The 16,408-nt window shown below is 54.7% G+C and carries 14 protein-coding genes; all 14 read right to left on the bottom strand.

The annotated features are described in order from the left end of the window. Positions 1-353 precede the first annotated feature (353 nt). On the bottom strand, positions 354-1,277 hold the full coding sequence (rbsB, locus tag K2F33_RS27045; RefSeq protein ID WP_089546759.1) for a ribose ABC transporter substrate-binding protein RbsB: 924 nt from the start codon (positions 1,275-1,277) through the stop codon (positions 354-356). 16 nt (positions 1,278-1,293) lie between these two features. Further along, entirely contained in the window at positions 1,294-2,262 is a 969-nt protein-coding gene (gene rbsC, locus K2F33_RS27050) for a ribose ABC transporter permease RbsC (RefSeq protein WP_076167363.1), read from the bottom strand. Position 2,263: 1 nt separating this feature from the next. Then, positions 2,264-3,745 (bottom strand): sugar ABC transporter ATP-binding protein, encoded by a 1,482-nt coding sequence (locus K2F33_RS27055; protein ID WP_145134483.1) that lies wholly within the window; start codon positions 3,743-3,745, stop codon positions 2,264-2,266. A 15-nt stretch (positions 3,746-3,760) separates the two neighbouring features. Further along, positions 3,761-4,159: a D-ribose pyranase gene (gene rbsD / locus K2F33_RS27060; protein ID WP_263879958.1), complete on the bottom strand. Its 399-nt coding sequence runs from the start codon at positions 4,157-4,159 to the stop codon at positions 3,761-3,763. Continuing rightward, positions 4,159-5,037 carry a ribokinase gene (gene rbsK / locus K2F33_RS27065; RefSeq protein ID WP_145134485.1) on the bottom strand — a complete coding sequence of 293 codons (879 nt, stop codon included), beginning with the start codon at positions 5,035-5,037 and terminating at the stop codon, positions 4,159-4,161. Before rbsK ends, rbsD begins: the two co-directional genes overlap by 1 nt. 1 nt (position 5,038) lies before the next feature. Further along, on the bottom strand, positions 5,039-6,019 hold the full coding sequence (locus K2F33_RS27070; protein WP_116230997.1) for a LacI family DNA-binding transcriptional regulator: 981 nt from the start codon (positions 6,017-6,019) through the stop codon (positions 5,039-5,041). A gap of 598 nt (positions 6,020-6,617) precedes the next feature. Beyond that, positions 6,618-7,517, bottom strand: a complete 900-nt coding sequence (locus K2F33_RS27075; RefSeq protein ID WP_263879965.1) for a YitT family protein — start codon at positions 7,515-7,517, stop codon at positions 6,618-6,620. Between the two features lie 163 nt (positions 7,518-7,680). Continuing rightward, positions 7,681-8,907 (bottom strand): cation:proton antiporter, encoded by a 1,227-nt coding sequence (locus K2F33_RS27080; RefSeq protein WP_263879968.1) that lies wholly within the window; start codon positions 8,905-8,907, stop codon positions 7,681-7,683. A gap of 4 nt (positions 8,908-8,911) precedes the next feature. Then, positions 8,912-9,406 (bottom strand): cation:proton antiporter regulatory subunit, encoded by a 495-nt coding sequence (locus K2F33_RS27085; protein ID WP_076167379.1) that lies wholly within the window; start codon positions 9,404-9,406, stop codon positions 8,912-8,914. 539 nt (positions 9,407-9,945) lie between these two features. After that, positions 9,946-10,293 (bottom strand): hypothetical protein, encoded by a 348-nt coding sequence (locus K2F33_RS27090; protein ID WP_143811838.1) that lies wholly within the window; start codon positions 10,291-10,293, stop codon positions 9,946-9,948. A 283-nt stretch (positions 10,294-10,576) separates the two neighbouring features. After that, entirely contained in the window at positions 10,577-12,775 is a 2,199-nt protein-coding gene (locus tag K2F33_RS27095) for a hypothetical protein (protein WP_263879973.1), read from the bottom strand. A gap of 14 nt (positions 12,776-12,789) precedes the next feature. Continuing rightward, positions 12,790-14,448 (bottom strand): extracellular solute-binding protein, encoded by a 1,659-nt coding sequence (locus tag K2F33_RS27100; protein WP_263879976.1) that lies wholly within the window; start codon positions 14,446-14,448, stop codon positions 12,790-12,792. A gap of 61 nt (positions 14,449-14,509) precedes the next feature. Next, positions 14,510-15,406, bottom strand: coding sequence for a carbohydrate ABC transporter permease (locus K2F33_RS27105; protein ID WP_076167385.1), 897 nt, complete (start codon positions 15,404-15,406; stop codon positions 14,510-14,512). 13 nt (positions 15,407-15,419) lie between these two features. Further along, positions 15,420-16,331, bottom strand: a complete 912-nt coding sequence (locus K2F33_RS27110) for an ABC transporter permease (protein ID WP_089546755.1) — start codon at positions 16,329-16,331, stop codon at positions 15,420-15,422. Positions 16,332-16,408 lie beyond the last annotated feature (77 nt).

The raw sequence follows: 16,408 nt of genomic DNA on the forward strand, positions 1-16,408 counted from the left end.
ATTGGTGTGCTTTTGCCGTGTTACCTCAGCGTTAGCCCAGGGACAACCCAAACCGCAGGGAGAGTCATTATACCAAATGGTGCAGATACGCTGATATCTCCGTTCCGGTTCGCGGGGTGCACTCTGTGCCATGTTGGTATATGTCGGCGGGCTAAGCGATGTATTATCCACCTTGTCAGCCCATCTCTCCAGCAATCGTTAAGCATAAAAAAAGCCCCCGTCCTTCCTACGCAGCATTGGCGTAAGATAGACTGAGGGGCGTCACCGTTCTCAAATATTGTTCCTTCTATCATTATAATATAAAAATCCATCTCTTTGCTGACCTGTTAATTCGTTACCTCTTCGCTGCGATCTTACTGCTGATCCTTCGTCACCAGCTTCAGCGGCGCCGGGATCGACTTGTCGACCGTTTTGCCCTGCAGCACGTCCTTCGCCGCCTGCACGGCCATCTGGCCGATCAGCTCAGGCTGCTGTGCCACGGTGGCGGTCAGCTTGCCGGCTTTGATCGAGTTCAGCGCGTCTTCGTTGCCGTCGAACCCGATGACCGGGATATTTTTGCCGGAGCTTTGGATCGCTTCGATCGCGCCGAGCGCCATCTCGTCGTTGTGGGCAAAGACGGCTTGCACGTCCGGGTTGCCCTGCAGCAGGTTTTCCATGACGTTCAGACCTTTGGTCCGGTCAAAATCGGCCGCCTGCTTGGCAATGACGTTCAATTCGGTGTCGGCCACTTCGTGGAAGCCTTTGCCGCGTTCGCGGGTTGCGGATGCCCCCGGCACGCCTTCCAGCTCGATGACTTTGGCACCTTTGCCAAGCATCTTCACGATGTATTCGGCCGCCATTTTGCCACCCTTGACGTTATCCGATGCAACCAGCGCTTTGACGTCTCCTTTGTCTGAAGAACGGTCCAGCGTAATGACCGGAATCCCCAAATCGTTGGCGTTCTGCACGACCGTGGAAATCGCGGCGGAATCCGTCGGGTTGATCAGGAGCACGTTGACCCCTTTTTGGATCAGGTCGTCCACGTCATTGCTCTGCTTGGCCGAGTCGTTCTGGGCGTCGACGACGATCGTTTCCATGCCCTGCTTCTTGGCTTCGGCCACCACGCCGTCCTTCAGCGAGACGAAGAACGGATTGTTGAGCGTGGAGACGGACAAGCCGATTTTCATTTCCTTAATATCGCCGCCCGTTTTGGGTTTGGCCCATTCCGGCGGTTCCAGCGAACAGCCTGTGGTCAGAATCAACAAGAGTGCAGCTGCGATTAGCGTTAATTTTTTCATGATGATCTACTCCTTCTTATGCGGATTTCTTCCGGTCGATCAGGACGGCGATCAGAATGACGATCCCTTTGACGACCATTTGGTAAAAGGAAGAAACGCCGAGCAAATTCAGACCGTTGTTCAGTGTACCGATGATAAGCGCGCCGATCAGGGTGCCGACGATGCGTCCGCGTCCGCCGGACAAGCTCGTGCCGCCAAGGACGACCGCCGCGATGGCGTCAAGCTCATAGGATGTGCCTGCCGTCGGCTGCGCCGAGTTCAGGCGGGAGGTCAGGATGGCGCCGGCCAGAGCCGACAGCAGTCCTGCCAGGGAATAGATCATGATTTTTACACGCGGTACCTTGATACCGGATACGATCGATGCTTTTTCGTTACCGCCGATGGCATAGGTTTTACGGCCAAATGGCGTTTTATTAAGAATGACCCACAGAATGACAAACGTAATGATCATGGTGATCGCCGGTACCGGGATACCGAGCTCGTATCCGCGCCCGAACAACTGGAACAGCCGGCTGTCGCCAAGTCCTGTAATCGGGTTACCGTCCGTGTACACCATCGTCAAGCCTCTGAATACCGTCATGGTCGCCAATGTAGCAATAAACGGCGCCATTTTACCTTTTGTAATGAGCAGGCCGTTCACCATACCCATCACGCCGCCGAGAAGACAGCCGATGATGATCGCCAGGATCGGATCAAAGCCCGACACCAGCATATTGGCGACAAACGCACTGGACAATGCGAGAATCGAACCGACGGACAAATCGATGCCGCCTGTCAAGATGACGAAGGTCATACCAAACGCGATAAGCGCGTTGATCGACACCTGGCGGAGCAGGTTCAAAATGTTAAGCGGTTCCAAAAAGCTCGGATTCAGCACCGATACGATAATGATCAGGATGATCAGCCCCAGCAGCGGGCCCAGCTTTTGCGTCACTTGCGATAGTTGGAAGCCTTTTGGCTTTTTAGCGTCTTGAATGGTTGTCATGTTACTGTCCCCCTGTTGCTAACGTCATTATTTTTTCCTGCGTGGCTTCTTCGCTGCTCAGTTCCCCGCTGATTTCGCCTTCATGGACGACCAGGATCCGGTCGCTCATGCCCAGCACCTCGGGCAGCTCGGAGGAAACCATAATAATTGCAACGCCGCGTTCGGTTAATTCGTTCATCAGTTGGTAAATTTCCCGCTTCGCCCCGACGTCGACCCCGCGTGTCGGCTCGTCTAGGATAAGCACTTTCGGACCGATGCCAACCCATTTGGCGATGACCACCTTTTGCTGGTTACCGCCGGACAGGTCGCCTGCCGCGGTTTCAGCAGACTGCGTTTTGATCTGCAGCCGTTTGACCAGCAGGTCGACGAAGTCTTTTTCCCGTTTCCCGTTGATAAAGCCTTTGGACGTAAAGCCGGACAAGCTTGGCAGCACCATATTTTCCCGGATCGAAAAATCGAGCAGCAGCCCTTCATCCTTCCGGTCCTCGGTAATAAAGCCGATGCCGCGTTTGACCGCATCGTCAGGCTTGCGGATATGGGCTTTTTTGCCCTTAATCCATATTTCGCCGCTGTCCAAGTGATCGAGCCCGAACAGGGCGCGCATGATCTCGGTTCGCCCCGAACCCATCAGGCCGGAGAAGCCGACGATCTCGCCGGAACGCACTTGAAAGCTGACGTTCTCAAACAATCCCTTGCGGGTGGCGTTCTTCACTTCGAGCACCACATCGCCGGGCGACGGGTTCCGGTGCGGGTAACGCTCGGTCAGCTCGCGGCCGACCATTTTTTTCACGACTTCGTCAAAGTTGGTATGCGGTATGTCCTTCGTATCCACCGTTTTACCGTCGCGCATGACGGTGATCCGGTCGCAGATTTCAAATATTTCTTCCATCCGGTGCGAAATATAGACGATGGAAACGCCTTCCTTTTTCAAGGCGGCAATGACGTCGAACAGCTTGCGGATCTCCCGCTCGGTCAGCGCGGCCGTCGGCTCGTCCATGACGATGACTTTGGCGTCGGTCATGAGCGCCTTGGCGATCTCGATCATCTGCTGCTGGCCTACCGAGCACTCCCCGGCTTCACGCTGGAAGGGGATGTCTACCGACAGCTTGTCGAATTGGGCCTTTGCCAGCGTTTTCATTTGTTTGGTGCTGAGCAGTCCCCACTTCGTGGTCATTTCCTTGCCGATAAACAGGTTTTCAAGGACGGTCATGTCAGGCCAAATGTTCAATTCCTGGTGGATAAAAGCGATGCCCGCTTTTTCCGCTTCCTTCGGGTTTGGAAAATACGTCTCCTTGCCGTCGATCCGGATGACGCCCTCATCCCGCTGATGCAGACCGATGAGAATGTTCATCAGGGTGGACTTGCCGGCGCCGTTCTCCCCCATCAAGGCGTGAACTTCGCCTTCCCGAAGCTCAAAATCCACACCGCTCAGCACGTGGTTGGTGCCAAAGGATTTATAAATGCCTTGCATTTGTATGTGCATAAGGGTTCCTCCTCTTTATCCAAAATGGACGCCGGATTGCAGAATGCAGTTGGCGAACGGCTTGGCTTCTCCGGTCCGGATGACCGCCTTGGCTGTGCGGGTCAAAGCTTTAAACTGTTCGTGAGGCACGTCCTCAATCGGGCAATCCGCAAATGTATTGTCAATGTAAGCTTGCGCTTCTGGGTTATCCGTTTTCATTTCCGCGGCGACGATGACCTTTTCGATTTCCATGTCCTCCGCGATGGAACTCACGACCTCCTCAAAGCTCGGATTCCCAAGCCTCAGGGCGAGGTCGATTTTGGTGACCCCTTCGGGGATGGGAAGGCCCACATCGGCCACGACGATCGTGTCGGTATGGCCGAGGTCGGCGAGGACTTTGGCAATGTGACTGTTCAGCATCCCATGTTTTTTCATTACAGGTTCTCCTCCACTTCTTGACGTGTCGGCATGCCGCCCTGCGCGCCAAACTTCATGACCGACAGCGAAGCGGCACGGTTGGCGAACCGGACACTGTCCGCAATCGGCTTGCCTTCAGCCAGCGCCACGGCAAAGGCCGCGTTAAAGGTGTCACCGGCGCCGGTCGTATCGACGGCTTCGACTTTGTAGGAAGGAATCACAACCTCTTCCTGTCCGTCAAAATAACGTACACCGCTGCTGCCTTCGGTAATGAACAGCTTGTTCGGATACCGGCGCAGCGCTTCGGATACCCGGCCTTCGCCGAACATGATCGCAGCTTCGTGCTGATTCGGCGTGATGTACGCCGCGTTTTCGATCACTTCGTCCTTGATTGGACGCGCCGGCGCCGGATTCAGCAGCAGCGGAACGCCGTGCTCGGCACAGATCCGGCTTACGTGCTCCACCGTTTCTTCAGGAATTTCCTGCTGGATCAGCACCATATCGGCGGCGGTGATCGCTTGTACAGCCTGGTCGATATAGGCCGGCGTGACCTCATCATTAGCTGCTTTAACAACAACGATACTGTTGTCCCCTTCGGCAAGCACGATGTGAGCCGTTCCGCTTTCCATATCTGTAACCGGTTCCACATAATCTACAGAAACATGATTAGCTCGGAAATTGTTCAAAATGGCTTCGCCAAAGTGGTCGTCTCCCACCCGGCCGATCATGCTGACGCTCGCCCCGAGTCGGGCGGCTGCCACCGCCTGGTTGGCTCCCTTGCCTCCAGGCACGGTTTTAAAGCTCTCGCCGAGAACGGTCTCCCCCGCTCCCGGACGTTTGGACGATGTCACTACCAGGTCCATCGAGCTGCTTCCGATTACGCAAATGTTAGCCATCTTAATCCACCTTTCTGGTCGTATCCCGCTCTACAAAAGATACGGGCAGTTGTATATTTCGATTGTCCACTTTTCCCTGCTCGATCAGGCGGATCAGCAGCAGCGCCGCTTCCTTGCCCATATCGTAGGCCGGCTGCCGGATCGTTGACAGCGACGGGGAAAGCAGGCTGCTGAGCGGGATATCGTCAAAGCCGATCACCTGCACATCTTCCGGCACACGCTTGCCGAGGCGCTGAGCCTCATGCAAAACGGCAGTCGCCACGATATCGTTGCTGGCGATGACCCCGTCGGTGTCGAGATGCTTGGCGAACAGCTCTTTGGCCCAGCTTTCCGCTTCCGCAAAGGAAAAGGACGAAGTCTGAATGATGTTGTAGTCGATCCCCGCTTCCTCAAGTACCTCCACGGCGCCTTGGAACCGGTCCTGGGCGGGACGGATATGTACAGGTCCGCGCAGGACCGTGATCCGCTTGCTGCCGCGGGCGATCATTTCCTGGGCGGCCAGCCGTCCGCCCTTGCGTCCGTCCGAGTAAACCGACGGGCTGTCGCTGGACGTACGGTCCAGAAACACGACCGGGATGTTCAGCTTGGCGTATATATCCGAATCCGGACGGTTGGTTGAAGAGATGACGCCGACCACATTATTTTGAATGAAGGTCTGGATGTATTCCTGTTCCTTCTGCTCGTTCTCGTCACTATTGCCGAAAATGATGCGGAATTCATTAGCCTGCATGCCGTCCTCCACACCCCGCGCCAATTGCGGGAAATAGGGGTTCGTAATGTCAGGCAGCAAAAGTCCGATCAGCCTCGACTTGCGTTTGTATAATGATCTTGCAACCTCGTTTGGCGCATAATTCAACGCTCGAACCGCGTCTTCCACTTTCTTGCGGGTATCAGCGTGTACGTATCCTGTTTCATTAATGCACCGGGATACGGTCGCGACCGAAACCCCTGCATGGCGTGCTACATCTTTTATCGTTACCATCTGTTATGATCACCTCGAAATGTGGAACCGGTTACACACATAAAATAACACATCACTTTTCTTTTGACAATAGCGCTTTCAAAAATTTTTGATTGGATAATTTTTGAAGATGGCATAAAATGCAGGCGCGGTGCGGAAAAATAAGCACAGTCTGCTTGGTGTCCTCAGTGCCGTATAGAACGTAAAAGTAACAGCTATTTTGTGACCGCTACTTCCGCCCGGTCATCAATAGATGCAAAAAACAGCAAAGAGCAATTATTTGCAGTCAAAAAATCTGCTTTGGCGAACAACGGAAAAAGTGCAGTTCATTTCCGATTTACTGGCTTGCGGCCGTTTCACCGGAAATGAACTGCACTTACGCTCCTATTTAGCTTGTAATGCTATGTGCTGCAAAACAAGAGTAAATTTCAGATACTTCGAGACACATCCTGCCTCATCACTGCTGTATTTTTGCTTCATTCCTGCTTTATTTCTGCTTTATTTCTGCTTCATTCGTGCTTCATGCCTGCTTCATGCCTGCTTCATGCCTGCTTCATGCCTGCTTCATGCCTGCTTCATGCCCGCTTCGTTCCTGCCTTATCCCTGCTTCGTTCCTGTCTTATTCCTGCTTCATTCCGGACCGCTCCACCCATACGATCTCCGCCTGCGGATCGGCTTTGCGAACTACCGCCTTGAAGCGCGGCACATCCAGCAGATGCACACTGTACATCAATCGAGTCTGAGCAGAAACCCGCGCGTAATCGCTGTCACGATCAATCTCACGAGCACGGTCATGGCCGATCCCGGCATCATTCCACGCGAGTCCTTCAAGCCGCAGCCGGCTTTTCATTTCGGCTTCCACCTGCCGGGGATTCGTCGTCGTCACGCCGGCCAATCGGCGAAACCCGAATATGACGATCCCGGCGGTTTCATATGCCGCCAGGCAGGCGAACGCGGAGTACAGCGTCCGCTCCCACCCCAAAGCCGCGCCGGCGGTGACCAGCACCAGGGCGTGGCAGAGCAATAGCAGCCGTTCCACGGAGATGGCCGGGCGGGTGCCCGCCTGAATCCCGGCTGATCGGATGCGGTCGGTTTTTTCGAGGCCAAGCGCGTCCAGCAGGCCGCCTGATTTGACGGCCAGCCCGCCGCCGAAGCCAAGGCACAGGCCGCCTGCCAGCGCGGCAATGACCGGCTCACCGCTGACGGCTGGAAGCGGCGCCAGCAGGAACGCCGACCCGGCAAATGCAAGCAGCCCCGGGAGCACCTGGAGCAATATTTTTTTTCGGCCCAGAAGTGAATAAAAGAACAGCAGAGGCAAATTAAACAGCACCAGCAGCATCCCGAAATGATTATCGGTGTGAAACGACACCAGGCCGGAAATCCCGGTGACGCCGCCTGCGATCAGCTCGTGCGGATGCAGAAACAGCTCAACGCCGATTGAAGCGGCGATGCCGCCGATCACCGATTTGAGAATGGCATGCTTGCTGTTTCTGCCGGTAGCTCCAAATGTTTTTCTCATGACCATACGGCCTGCTTGATCGGATCATGCATAACCTTCCCTCCCTAAACTGAAATGGAAGTCCATTGGATGGGATCGCATTTACCCAAACATTCGTTAGTCTTATCCAGCCACTTCACCATTGCGAACAACGGAACTAGCCTTGCAGCATTCTTTCGGCTTTTTACAGCGCCTCTTCCTTCTGAATCCCCGGTTTTCGGTCCTTAAATTTGATCCAGCGGTTCAAGAAGGTAAAAATCGATTTCGACTGCTTCGTCAGCAGCGGACCCAGGATGGCCAGGATCAGCACGTAGATCGCCGAGAACGGCTGGAGGATTTCCATCAGGCCGCCGTCTTTGCCCAGGTTGGCCATAATGATCGAAAATTCGCCCCGCGAAACGATCGTCAGCCCGATGTTGGCCGATGCTTTGGGAGACAGCGAAGCCGTTCGCCCGGCCAGCATGCCTGCACTAAAGTTCCCGATCAGCGTCACAATGACCGCTGCCAGCGCAAGCCATATGGCACTTCCGCCCAAGGACATCGGATCAATGGACAGGCCGAAGCTGAAGAAAAAGATCGCCCCGAAAAAATCCCGGAACGGCATGATCAAATGCTCGATCCGCTTGGCGTGTTCCGTTTCGGCCAGCACCAGTCCGACCAGCAGCGCCCCGATCGCCTCGGCCACGTGGATCGTTTCGGAAAAGCCGGCGACCAGAAACAGCGCGCCGAAAATAACCAGGGCAAACAGCTCGTTGGAACGGATCCGCAGCCATTTGTTCAGATAAGGCACCGCTTTACGTCCGAGAATGATGACGGCGAGCATAAACCCGAGTGACACAAGTGCCGACAGCAGCACGCCGCCGATCGAGCTGGAGTCGCTGAGCACAAACCCGGACAGTATCGAGATATACACAGCGAGGAAGACGTCCTCGAACATGATGATGCCGAGAATCATTTCGGTTTCTGCATTGGCGGTCCGTTTCAGGTCCACCAGCACCTTCGCTACGATCGCGCTGGACGAAATCGTCGTAATTCCCGCGATAATCAGCGTCTCGGCGAGCGGAAACCCGCTGAAAAATCCGAGCATCAGCCCAAGCGTAAAATTAATGCCGATATATATTGAACCGCCTACGGCGATCGACCGACCCGACTTGATCAGCCGGCCGACGGAGAATTCGAGCCCGAGGTAGAACAGCAGGAACAAAACGCCGATCCGTCCCATAAAATCGATAAACGGCGCGCTGTCGATAAACCGGAAATCGAAATGCCACAGCTCCGTCGCATGCGGACCTACCGCCATGCCGATCAGGATATAGAACGGGATCACCGAAAACCGCAGCTTTGCCGAGATCAATCCCCCCAGTGCAATGAGGACTAGCGCTAAACCAATTTCAAATACCAAATGCTCCATCCTTTCACCCGCTTCCGTTCATCAGAATTTGTTTGAACCGCTTTTGCTGCTCCCGCTCTCCGATGGCGACAACCGTCGCCTCCGCGTTCAGCACGGCTTCCGGGCCGGGATTCACTTGTTTGCCGTTACGTTTATCCAGCAGCGCGATCACCGAGACTCCGGCATTTTGCCGGATGTTCAGCTCACCGATCGTTTTTCCCGTGCATCCATAATGCGGCTCGATCCGGTACCACTCGATCGTCAGCTCGTCAAACGCCATTTCCACCCGTTCGAGCTGCTTCGGTTTGTACGTCATACCGCCGACAAGAGCGGCCAGCTGCCGCGCCTCCGGATCTTCCAGGGTCACCATCGAGATGCTTTGGTCCAAATCCTCGTACGAAAAATGGTACAGTTCACGCCGGCCGTCATCATGAATGACCACGACCATCCGGTCGCCGCTGGCGGTATCCATTACATATTTCATCCCGATTCCGGGCAATACAGACTCACGAATATCCATGAGAATAGCCTCCTGTAATTACATGTTTATATTTGAGAAACATTTCACATATTATTGGGTTGCTGCAAATGGCAGAATGCCACGTTTTTTCGAAAAAGCGCAAGGCAACCGCAACAAAACACACTCAGACTGAATGCTGCCGTATCAAAGGTATACCATTTGCTATCAAAGCCATTGCAATCCGCAGCCAATCCAGCACTGCATCAAAGCCCAAAAAGCCTGGCTGATCCACTATAAAAAACAACGAAATATGCCTAACCGATTTACTTTCAAACTAAATCCAGCCATGGCAGAAAAAACAAACGATCAACGATAAATCGTGACAAAAATATCAATAACGAAATTCTTCACACGTCAGCCAACACAACGGCATTGCCACACGCAGCGAACAGCAGCTGTCACAGAGCCAAGCCATCCTGCGGTCTTTCATCCATTTTTGGGTACACGAAACGAACCGTCCCGCTATCGGCTTTTTTACAGTCCAGGTGCGAGAATGCCCCGGCGCATGCCAATAAGGAACCGTCTATTCAGGAAGGAGATTAAGCCACATAACTCGAGGTAAATTTTATCGGAAGCAGCAGTAAATATTTTTTACGGAGAAAAACACACGGAACAAAGGGTAGCCGCGGTTTCGGAATACGCAGCACAAGCAGCAGCGGCAGCACAAAACAGAGAGGAAGGGCTGACGCCAGCATGATCAGTCTCTGCATGAGGGTTGGCGTTTTCCGTACGAGCGGTTTGCTTGGAGGATCGATCCGGCTGTACACCGTCTCGGTTTCCGTCGAACTTGCAGGGGAGGTAAACACTTCTTCTTCCAGGGAAACGGGAAAGGTTGCCATCTGAATGACACCCAGAACGACAATGAACATCATCCGAAGTCTATTCATCCATGCTGCCATCCTATCCCCCCTCTTGTGAAAAATTCATATATGATTATTCTAACACAAATTAGAGGATGTCTTCAAACCGATAGACAAGCCGGGACAAGCTGTGAACACCCTGATAAAAATTTTCGATCGATTTTGAAGGGCTGACGCAAGCGGTTGCCTCGATACCAGAACTCCAGGGGTGATGACCGAGGCAGCAATAGCAGTAGGACCAAAAAACCGGCGGAACCAAGGGGTTCCACCGGTTTTCTTCACAATCTCACCAGAAAACTTGCTGATAAGCTTATTCCGCCCAATTCACCGCGATCTCAATCCCTTCCGGTACGCCGGGGTATCGGATCAAGACCGTTTTTGAACCGGGATCATAGGCACAGGCTGCCGGCTGTCCCCCTGCCGTCACGGCCGACGGTTCAGCCGGAACGCGAATACGCGTGCTGACCGTCATTTCGGAAGGGGACTCGGAGACGAATGTCAGCTTGCCTTCGAGGTACTGCTCCTCGCGAATCCGGGATGCGCTGACAAGAATGACCGGCTGGTCCTGCAACTGTGCCGCCGGATGGTCCAGATCATACAGAAGGCGGTCATCACCGGGCTGAAGTTCCACGCGGCTCAGCACCGGCAGCTCCGGATCAAAGAGATCGACGAACGCCCCTTCGAGCTGTGCCGCCGGCTCCGCGGCATCGCGCTCGTCGAGCGCATGCGCGATCACATACGGACCGCGCCGGATGTGAAGCAGGCCGCTCTCAAGGTACGCGTCCTGCTCCCCGCGGAACTGAAGCGCCTGACGCACGCTGCTCCGCACCTGCTCGGCGCCTTCCTCCGAGCGGGACAATTCCGCAGGATGCTGCCGGTAGTACAGCACGGCCCCATCGCCGACGCGGTGCTCTCCTTCGCCCGGGTTACGCCCCAGCCCCATCGACTCGAACAGATGCTCTTCCGGCCGGTCATAGGCGCGGCCTGCGTCGCGGTTCCACCATTCCTGCACGTTGTGGAAAGGATCGCTCCCGTCGCCGTAATAGATCAATACGCCTCCTTCGCGGACCCACTGCCCGAGAACCTGGTGAATGCCGGGATGCTCCGGCTTCATCAGCTCGTAGCTCAGCAGCAGCACGCGGTAATCCGCCAAATATCCGGGAAAGGTCAGGATATTGTCCAGCTGGACCGGCCGCAGCGGAATGCCTGCTTTGACAAGTGGCAGCGCCATCCCGTAAAAGGCGGACCAATCCAGCAGCTCCTGCTGCGCTTCGCTCAGCTCTTCCGTACCGGAGGTGCCGTCGTACTTAAACCCCTGTTTGCGTCCGTCTTCGTCCGGATCGACGTCGCCCCGCTGATACATCGCGGAGTTCGCCAGCAGAACGCCAACGCCGGTCGTCGCCTCGCCTTCCTGCACATCCCCGTCATACCGGTGAATGTCACGCAGCACGTTCATGACGGTAAGCAGGGACGTTTTATAGCCTGCCGGTATAACTTCCTTGCCGCTGCCGCCCTCTTTCGGATACCCCAGTTCGAACACCCGCCAAGGCCAAGGGCATACCTCGTATTGGGAAACACCCGGATGCAGCAGCGAGGCCACGACCGTCGAGCGGTAATTGTACGCGTAATCCTTCCACGTATAGCGCGGATTGTCCTCGATCGGGTCGTGAAGGAACCACATTTCGCGGCCCGTGCCGCGGGTCAGCTCCTGCATGACGCCATACTCCAGAAATGCCGTTTCAAAGGTGCGCTCCTTGCGGATACCCTTATAGACGTTTGCGGTCCGGGCGGTTCCCGTCCAGATTTGGGCGATGAAGCCGTCGCAGGCCGGCATGTTCACGAGCAGCGCTTCCGGGCTGATAATCCGCCACTGCGTGTAGTTGATCAGGCTGTGCGTCGGGACATAGAAGCGGACCGTGCGCCCGTAGTGAACAAGCGCATACTCTTTCATCTGGCTGCAGATCCGGTCCAGCGCCCGGTAGTACACATACGCTTTCAGCTTGGAAGCGCGGTATTGGGCGTCAGGCGACGAGTGCGGAGGAATCCAATCTTCACCGTAGTAGTTCCGCCACTCCCGCTTGAAGGCTTCGGAGTAACCCGAAGCCGCCCAGAATTCCGGCTCCTCCATATGGATGGCCTCGACGCCGCTGTCGATCGCCCGCTTGATGTGAGTCGCCAAATACTCGGCGAACGAGACGGTCGGCACCATGTACGGGACGTCCTTGCCGTGGCTTACTTGATCCCCCGCCCGGTTGACCTGGGCTTCATCCCAGTGATTGCGCCCGTCGAAGCGGCCATACAAATAATCCTGGTACTCCCCCCATGATACGCCGGTCATCAGATGAATCGTGTATCCTGCCTGCTTCCAGCCCTGAATGCGCTCCGGTAAATCATCCGATATGCCGTAGACCATAACGAAATCCGTGCGGAGATCATACTTCGGCCCGTAAGGACGGGATTCCTGAAATCCTGTCCACTCCGGTCCTTTGCTTCCCAATCGGCTGCTCAAGGGTGAACCCTCCTTTAGTTAGGCATCGACAATTTGACGACTTCTTTCCCTTTCAGTTCTTCGTTGACATACTTCATGGCGTCATCGTAACCGGTGTTCTTGATTTGCTCGCGAAGGTCGTTGATCACCTTCAGGGCCGCATCGTCCGACTTGGCGAAGATCGCCTGCTTCCATACGTCGCCGATTTGGTCCATGGACGGCTTCAGCGTCTCCCATTGCGGCGATTTGGTGATCACATCCCCCGGATTGAAGGCGGAAATGACGCTGATACCGTTCGGACGCAAAATTTTACGCGCGTTGTCCATCGCTTTCAGGCGTTCCTGGTCTGCCCAAATGTCTCCGCCGCCGACCGAATTAATACGGTCCATGCCGGTCATATTTTCCAGACCGATGCTGATGCCTTCGTTCTTCTTCGCCTTGCCCGTCGTGTCCGCCGTAAACTTATCGAACCATTCCTGCTTGGCGGCCGGTTTGCCGTCAACCATATCCCAATGCGTCCCTTGAATGCCGTAATGCACCAGCATGAAGCCTTCGTCGGAAGCGAGGAAATCGAGCAGCTTCAGCGCAGCGTCGACGTTTTTGGCTTTTTTCGTGATGACGGTAACGTTATTTCCTTGAATGTTCAGGTCGACCGGACGGTTCGGTTCTGCCCCGGCCCGCTCGAGAGGTCCGACAGGGACGTAATCGCTGCCCGGATGCGCTTTCACGTATTCCTTGGAAGCGTCCAGAATGGCTGGGTAGTGCGCCGACAGCACCGCGATGCGCCCCTGCTTGATTTTTTCGTTCGCAATCGGGTCGGTCTGCGTAAAAGCATCCGGATCCAGCAGTCCTTCGGATATCAGCTTGCGGTAATACAGCGTGTAATCCTCGTAAGCCTTCGTGAAGAACACATGCTCCAGCGTGCCGTCGCCTTTATCCTGGTAATCGGCCCCGTAGAACATTGTATTCCCGATACCTACCGCCCATCCGTCATGGAAGCCGCCGAGCGGAATGACCGGTGCGCCGTTTTCGCTCAGATTGGCGTCCTTGATCTTTTTCAGGAAATTGTAGAAATCGTCCTTGGTCTTCACGGACTGCGGATCGACTCCGATCTTATCGGCAATGTCCTTCCGCACGTAAAATCCGTACAGCCAGTCGTTGACGTCCTTGTCGGAGGCGGGCTGGTTCTGGTACAGCATGTACTTCTTACCGTCAATCCCGCCGATCGCTTTTTCGTACAGCGCCGGCGGCACGTTTTCCTTGGCGATCGCCTTGGCCAGGTTCGGATACTGGTCGATTTTATCCGTCAAATCCACAAGCTGGCCTTCTTTAGCTGCCTTGATGATACCGTCCAGCTCGCCGCCCCAGGCAGGTCCGGTATAAATGTCCGGCAGGTCCTGCGTCGCAAAAATCGTGTTCACTTTCTCGGCCTCGCTGCCTTTCGTGTAGTCGATTTTTACCTTGATTCCGGTTTTCTCCTCGATCGCTTTGAGTACAGGGTTCGTTTCCGAATCGGAGCCTGAGGAACCGTTCCAGTTATTCAGCACCGTGAGCGTAACCGTCTTGGAGTCCGCGCCTTTGTCTCCCCCGTCCGCACTGTCGCCGCTGCCGCTGCTGCTGCAGCCGTACAGCATGCCGGATATCAGGGTAAACGCCATCAGAGAAGCTGCCAATTTAAACCGCTTTTTTCTCATATGAACCCTCCCAATTTGAATGAATGTATATGATATAGTCCCGCATGCAGGACGTCTATCCTTACCCTTTGACGGATCCGATCATCGTTCCCTTGACAAAATAGCGCTGCAGGAACGGATAGATACACAGGATCGGAAACACGGTAATGACGAGCAGTGCCATCCGGAGCGATTCCGGCGTAGCCCCCGCCGCGCTGACATTGACGGTTTGTCCACCCTGCTGCGCAGCCCGCTGCATCGAGGACGACAGCGCCTCCGCTTCGGTCAGCATTTGCTGAAGCAGCGTCTGCACCGGGATGAGGCTTTTGTTGGACACGTAATAGGTGCCGGTGAACCAGTCGTTCCAGTGCATCACGCCGACGAACAGCGAAATGGTCGCCAGTACCGGACCGGACAGCGGCAGAATGATGCGCATGAAGATTTGGAAATCGCCCAAGCCGTCAATCCGGGCGGCTTCTTCGAGCTCTTCCGGGATGCCTTGTATAAACGTCCGAATGATGACGATATGCATAAAATTGAACAGGAACGGAATGACATACACCCAGAAGTTGTTGATCAGGTGAAGCTTCTGCAGCGTAATGAAATACGGGATAAAGCCTGCGCTGAAAATCGTGGGCAGAAAAATGTAAAAGGTGAAAAACGTGCGCCCGGGCAGCGTTTTTTTGGCCAGGGCATAGGCCATCAGCGTACTGAGCAGCACGCTAAGAACCGTGCCGAGCAGCGTCCGTAAAATCGTGATTTTGTAAGCCTGCCAAATCTGCGGATTATCGAACACCTGGGCGTAATTGTCCAGCGTGAATTTCCGCGGAAAGAAATACAGAGCCCCCATCATGGAATCTTTACCGTCATTAAGCGAGTACACAAGCACGTAAATGAACGGATAAATCATGGAAAAGGCGAACAGCGTAAGCAGGAAATAATTCAATACGGTAAACCAGGAAAACGATCGTTTCTCCACGTAGGTCTCCTCCTTAGAACAGTGATACGTCGCTGACCTTCCGCGCAATCCTGTTGACAGTGACGATCAGGACCAGCGCAATCAGGCTCTGGAACAAGCCGACAGCCGCCGCATAGCTTAGCCGGCCCTGCTGGATGCCCTGAGTGATGACATGGACGTCGAGCACACTGCCAATGGCTGCGGTGGAAGGACCGTTCAGAAGCAGAAGCTGTTCGAAGCCCGCGCTCATCAGGCTTCCCGTTGCCAAAATGAACAGAATGACCGCAACGTTGCGGATGCCCGGCAGGGTAACGTGCCAAATCAGGCGGAAACGGCCGGCGCCGTCGATTTTCGCTGCCTCATACAGCTGCTGGTCAATGCCCGCAATGGCCGCCATGTAGATGATCGAGTTCCAGCCGATGTTCTTCCAAACATCCGAGCCGATAATGACTTCATAGAACCACGAAGTGTTGTACAGAAATTGGATCGGCTCTACGCCCATCGACGACAGCAGGTCGTTGACCGGCCCGCCATAGGTAGCGAAGAGGCGCTGCATCAAGGTGACGACAACGATCCAGGAAATGAAATAAGGCAAATAGGATAAAGTTTGAACGGTCTTCTTGAATTTCAGATTTCGGATTTCATTGAGGAGGATCGCAAGGATGATGGGCATCGGAAATCCGATGATCAGTTTCATCAGGCTGATGATGATGGTGTTGCGGATAATGTCTGTCGACTGGTAATAATCGAAAAACTGCTTGAAGTATTTCAATCCCGCCCATGGGCTGCCTGTAAAACCGCCCACGAACGTATAGTCGCGGAAGGCGACCTGAATCCCGTAAAGCGGAACGTAGGAGAACAGAAAAAACCAGATGATCCCCGGAAGCATGAACAAGTAAAACAACTTATGCTTCCAGATCCGCTTCCACAGTGTTGACGAACTCATAAGCTCCACCTCTGTTTTCGGATAGTTTGAACGTTCCAGGTTTCGGCAAAGCGCTTATTTCTCAGTCATCCTCCCCT

It is taken from the genome of Paenibacillus sp. PSB04, assembly GCF_025809195.1.
Lineage (GTDB): Bacteria > Bacillota > Bacilli > Paenibacillales > Paenibacillaceae > Paenibacillus_AQ > Paenibacillus_AQ favisporus.

Excerpts from the sequence above, each read along its gene's own strand:
- rbsB (WP_089546759.1), bottom strand. The coding sequence starts at position 1,277 with ATGAAAAAATTAACGCTAATCGCAGCTGCACTCTTGTTGATTCTGACC.
- rbsC (WP_076167363.1), bottom strand. The coding sequence starts at position 2,262 with ATGACAACCATTCAAGACGCTAAAAAGCCAAAAGGCTTCCAACTATCG.
- K2F33_RS27055 (WP_145134483.1), bottom strand. The coding sequence starts at position 3,745 with ATGCACATACAAATGCAAGGCATTTATAAATCCTTTGGCACCAACCAC.
- rbsD (WP_263879958.1), bottom strand. The coding sequence starts at position 4,159 with ATGAAAAAACATGGGATGCTGAACAGTCACATTGCCAAAGTCCTCGCC.
- rbsK (WP_145134485.1), bottom strand. The coding sequence starts at position 5,037 with ATGGCTAACATTTGCGTAATCGGAAGCAGCTCGATGGACCTGGTAGTG.
- K2F33_RS27070 (WP_116230997.1), bottom strand. The coding sequence starts at position 6,019 with ATGGTAACGATAAAAGATGTAGCACGCCATGCAGGGGTTTCGGTCGCG.
- K2F33_RS27075 (WP_263879965.1), bottom strand. The coding sequence starts at position 7,517 with ATGAGAAAAACATTTGGAGCTACCGGCAGAAACAGCAAGCATGCCATT.
- K2F33_RS27080 (WP_263879968.1), bottom strand. The coding sequence starts at position 8,907 with ATGGAGCATTTGGTATTTGAAATTGGTTTAGCGCTAGTCCTCATTGCA.
- K2F33_RS27085 (WP_076167379.1), bottom strand. The coding sequence starts at position 9,406 with ATGGATATTCGTGAGTCTGTATTGCCCGGAATCGGGATGAAATATGTA.
- K2F33_RS27090 (WP_143811838.1), bottom strand. The coding sequence starts at position 10,293 with ATGAATAGACTTCGGATGATGTTCATTGTCGTTCTGGGTGTCATTCAG.
- K2F33_RS27100 (WP_263879976.1), bottom strand. The coding sequence starts at position 14,448 with ATGAGAAAAAAGCGGTTTAAATTGGCAGCTTCTCTGATGGCGTTTACC.
- K2F33_RS27110 (WP_089546755.1), bottom strand. The coding sequence starts at position 16,331 with ATGAGTTCGTCAACACTGTGGAAGCGGATCTGGAAGCATAAGTTGTTT.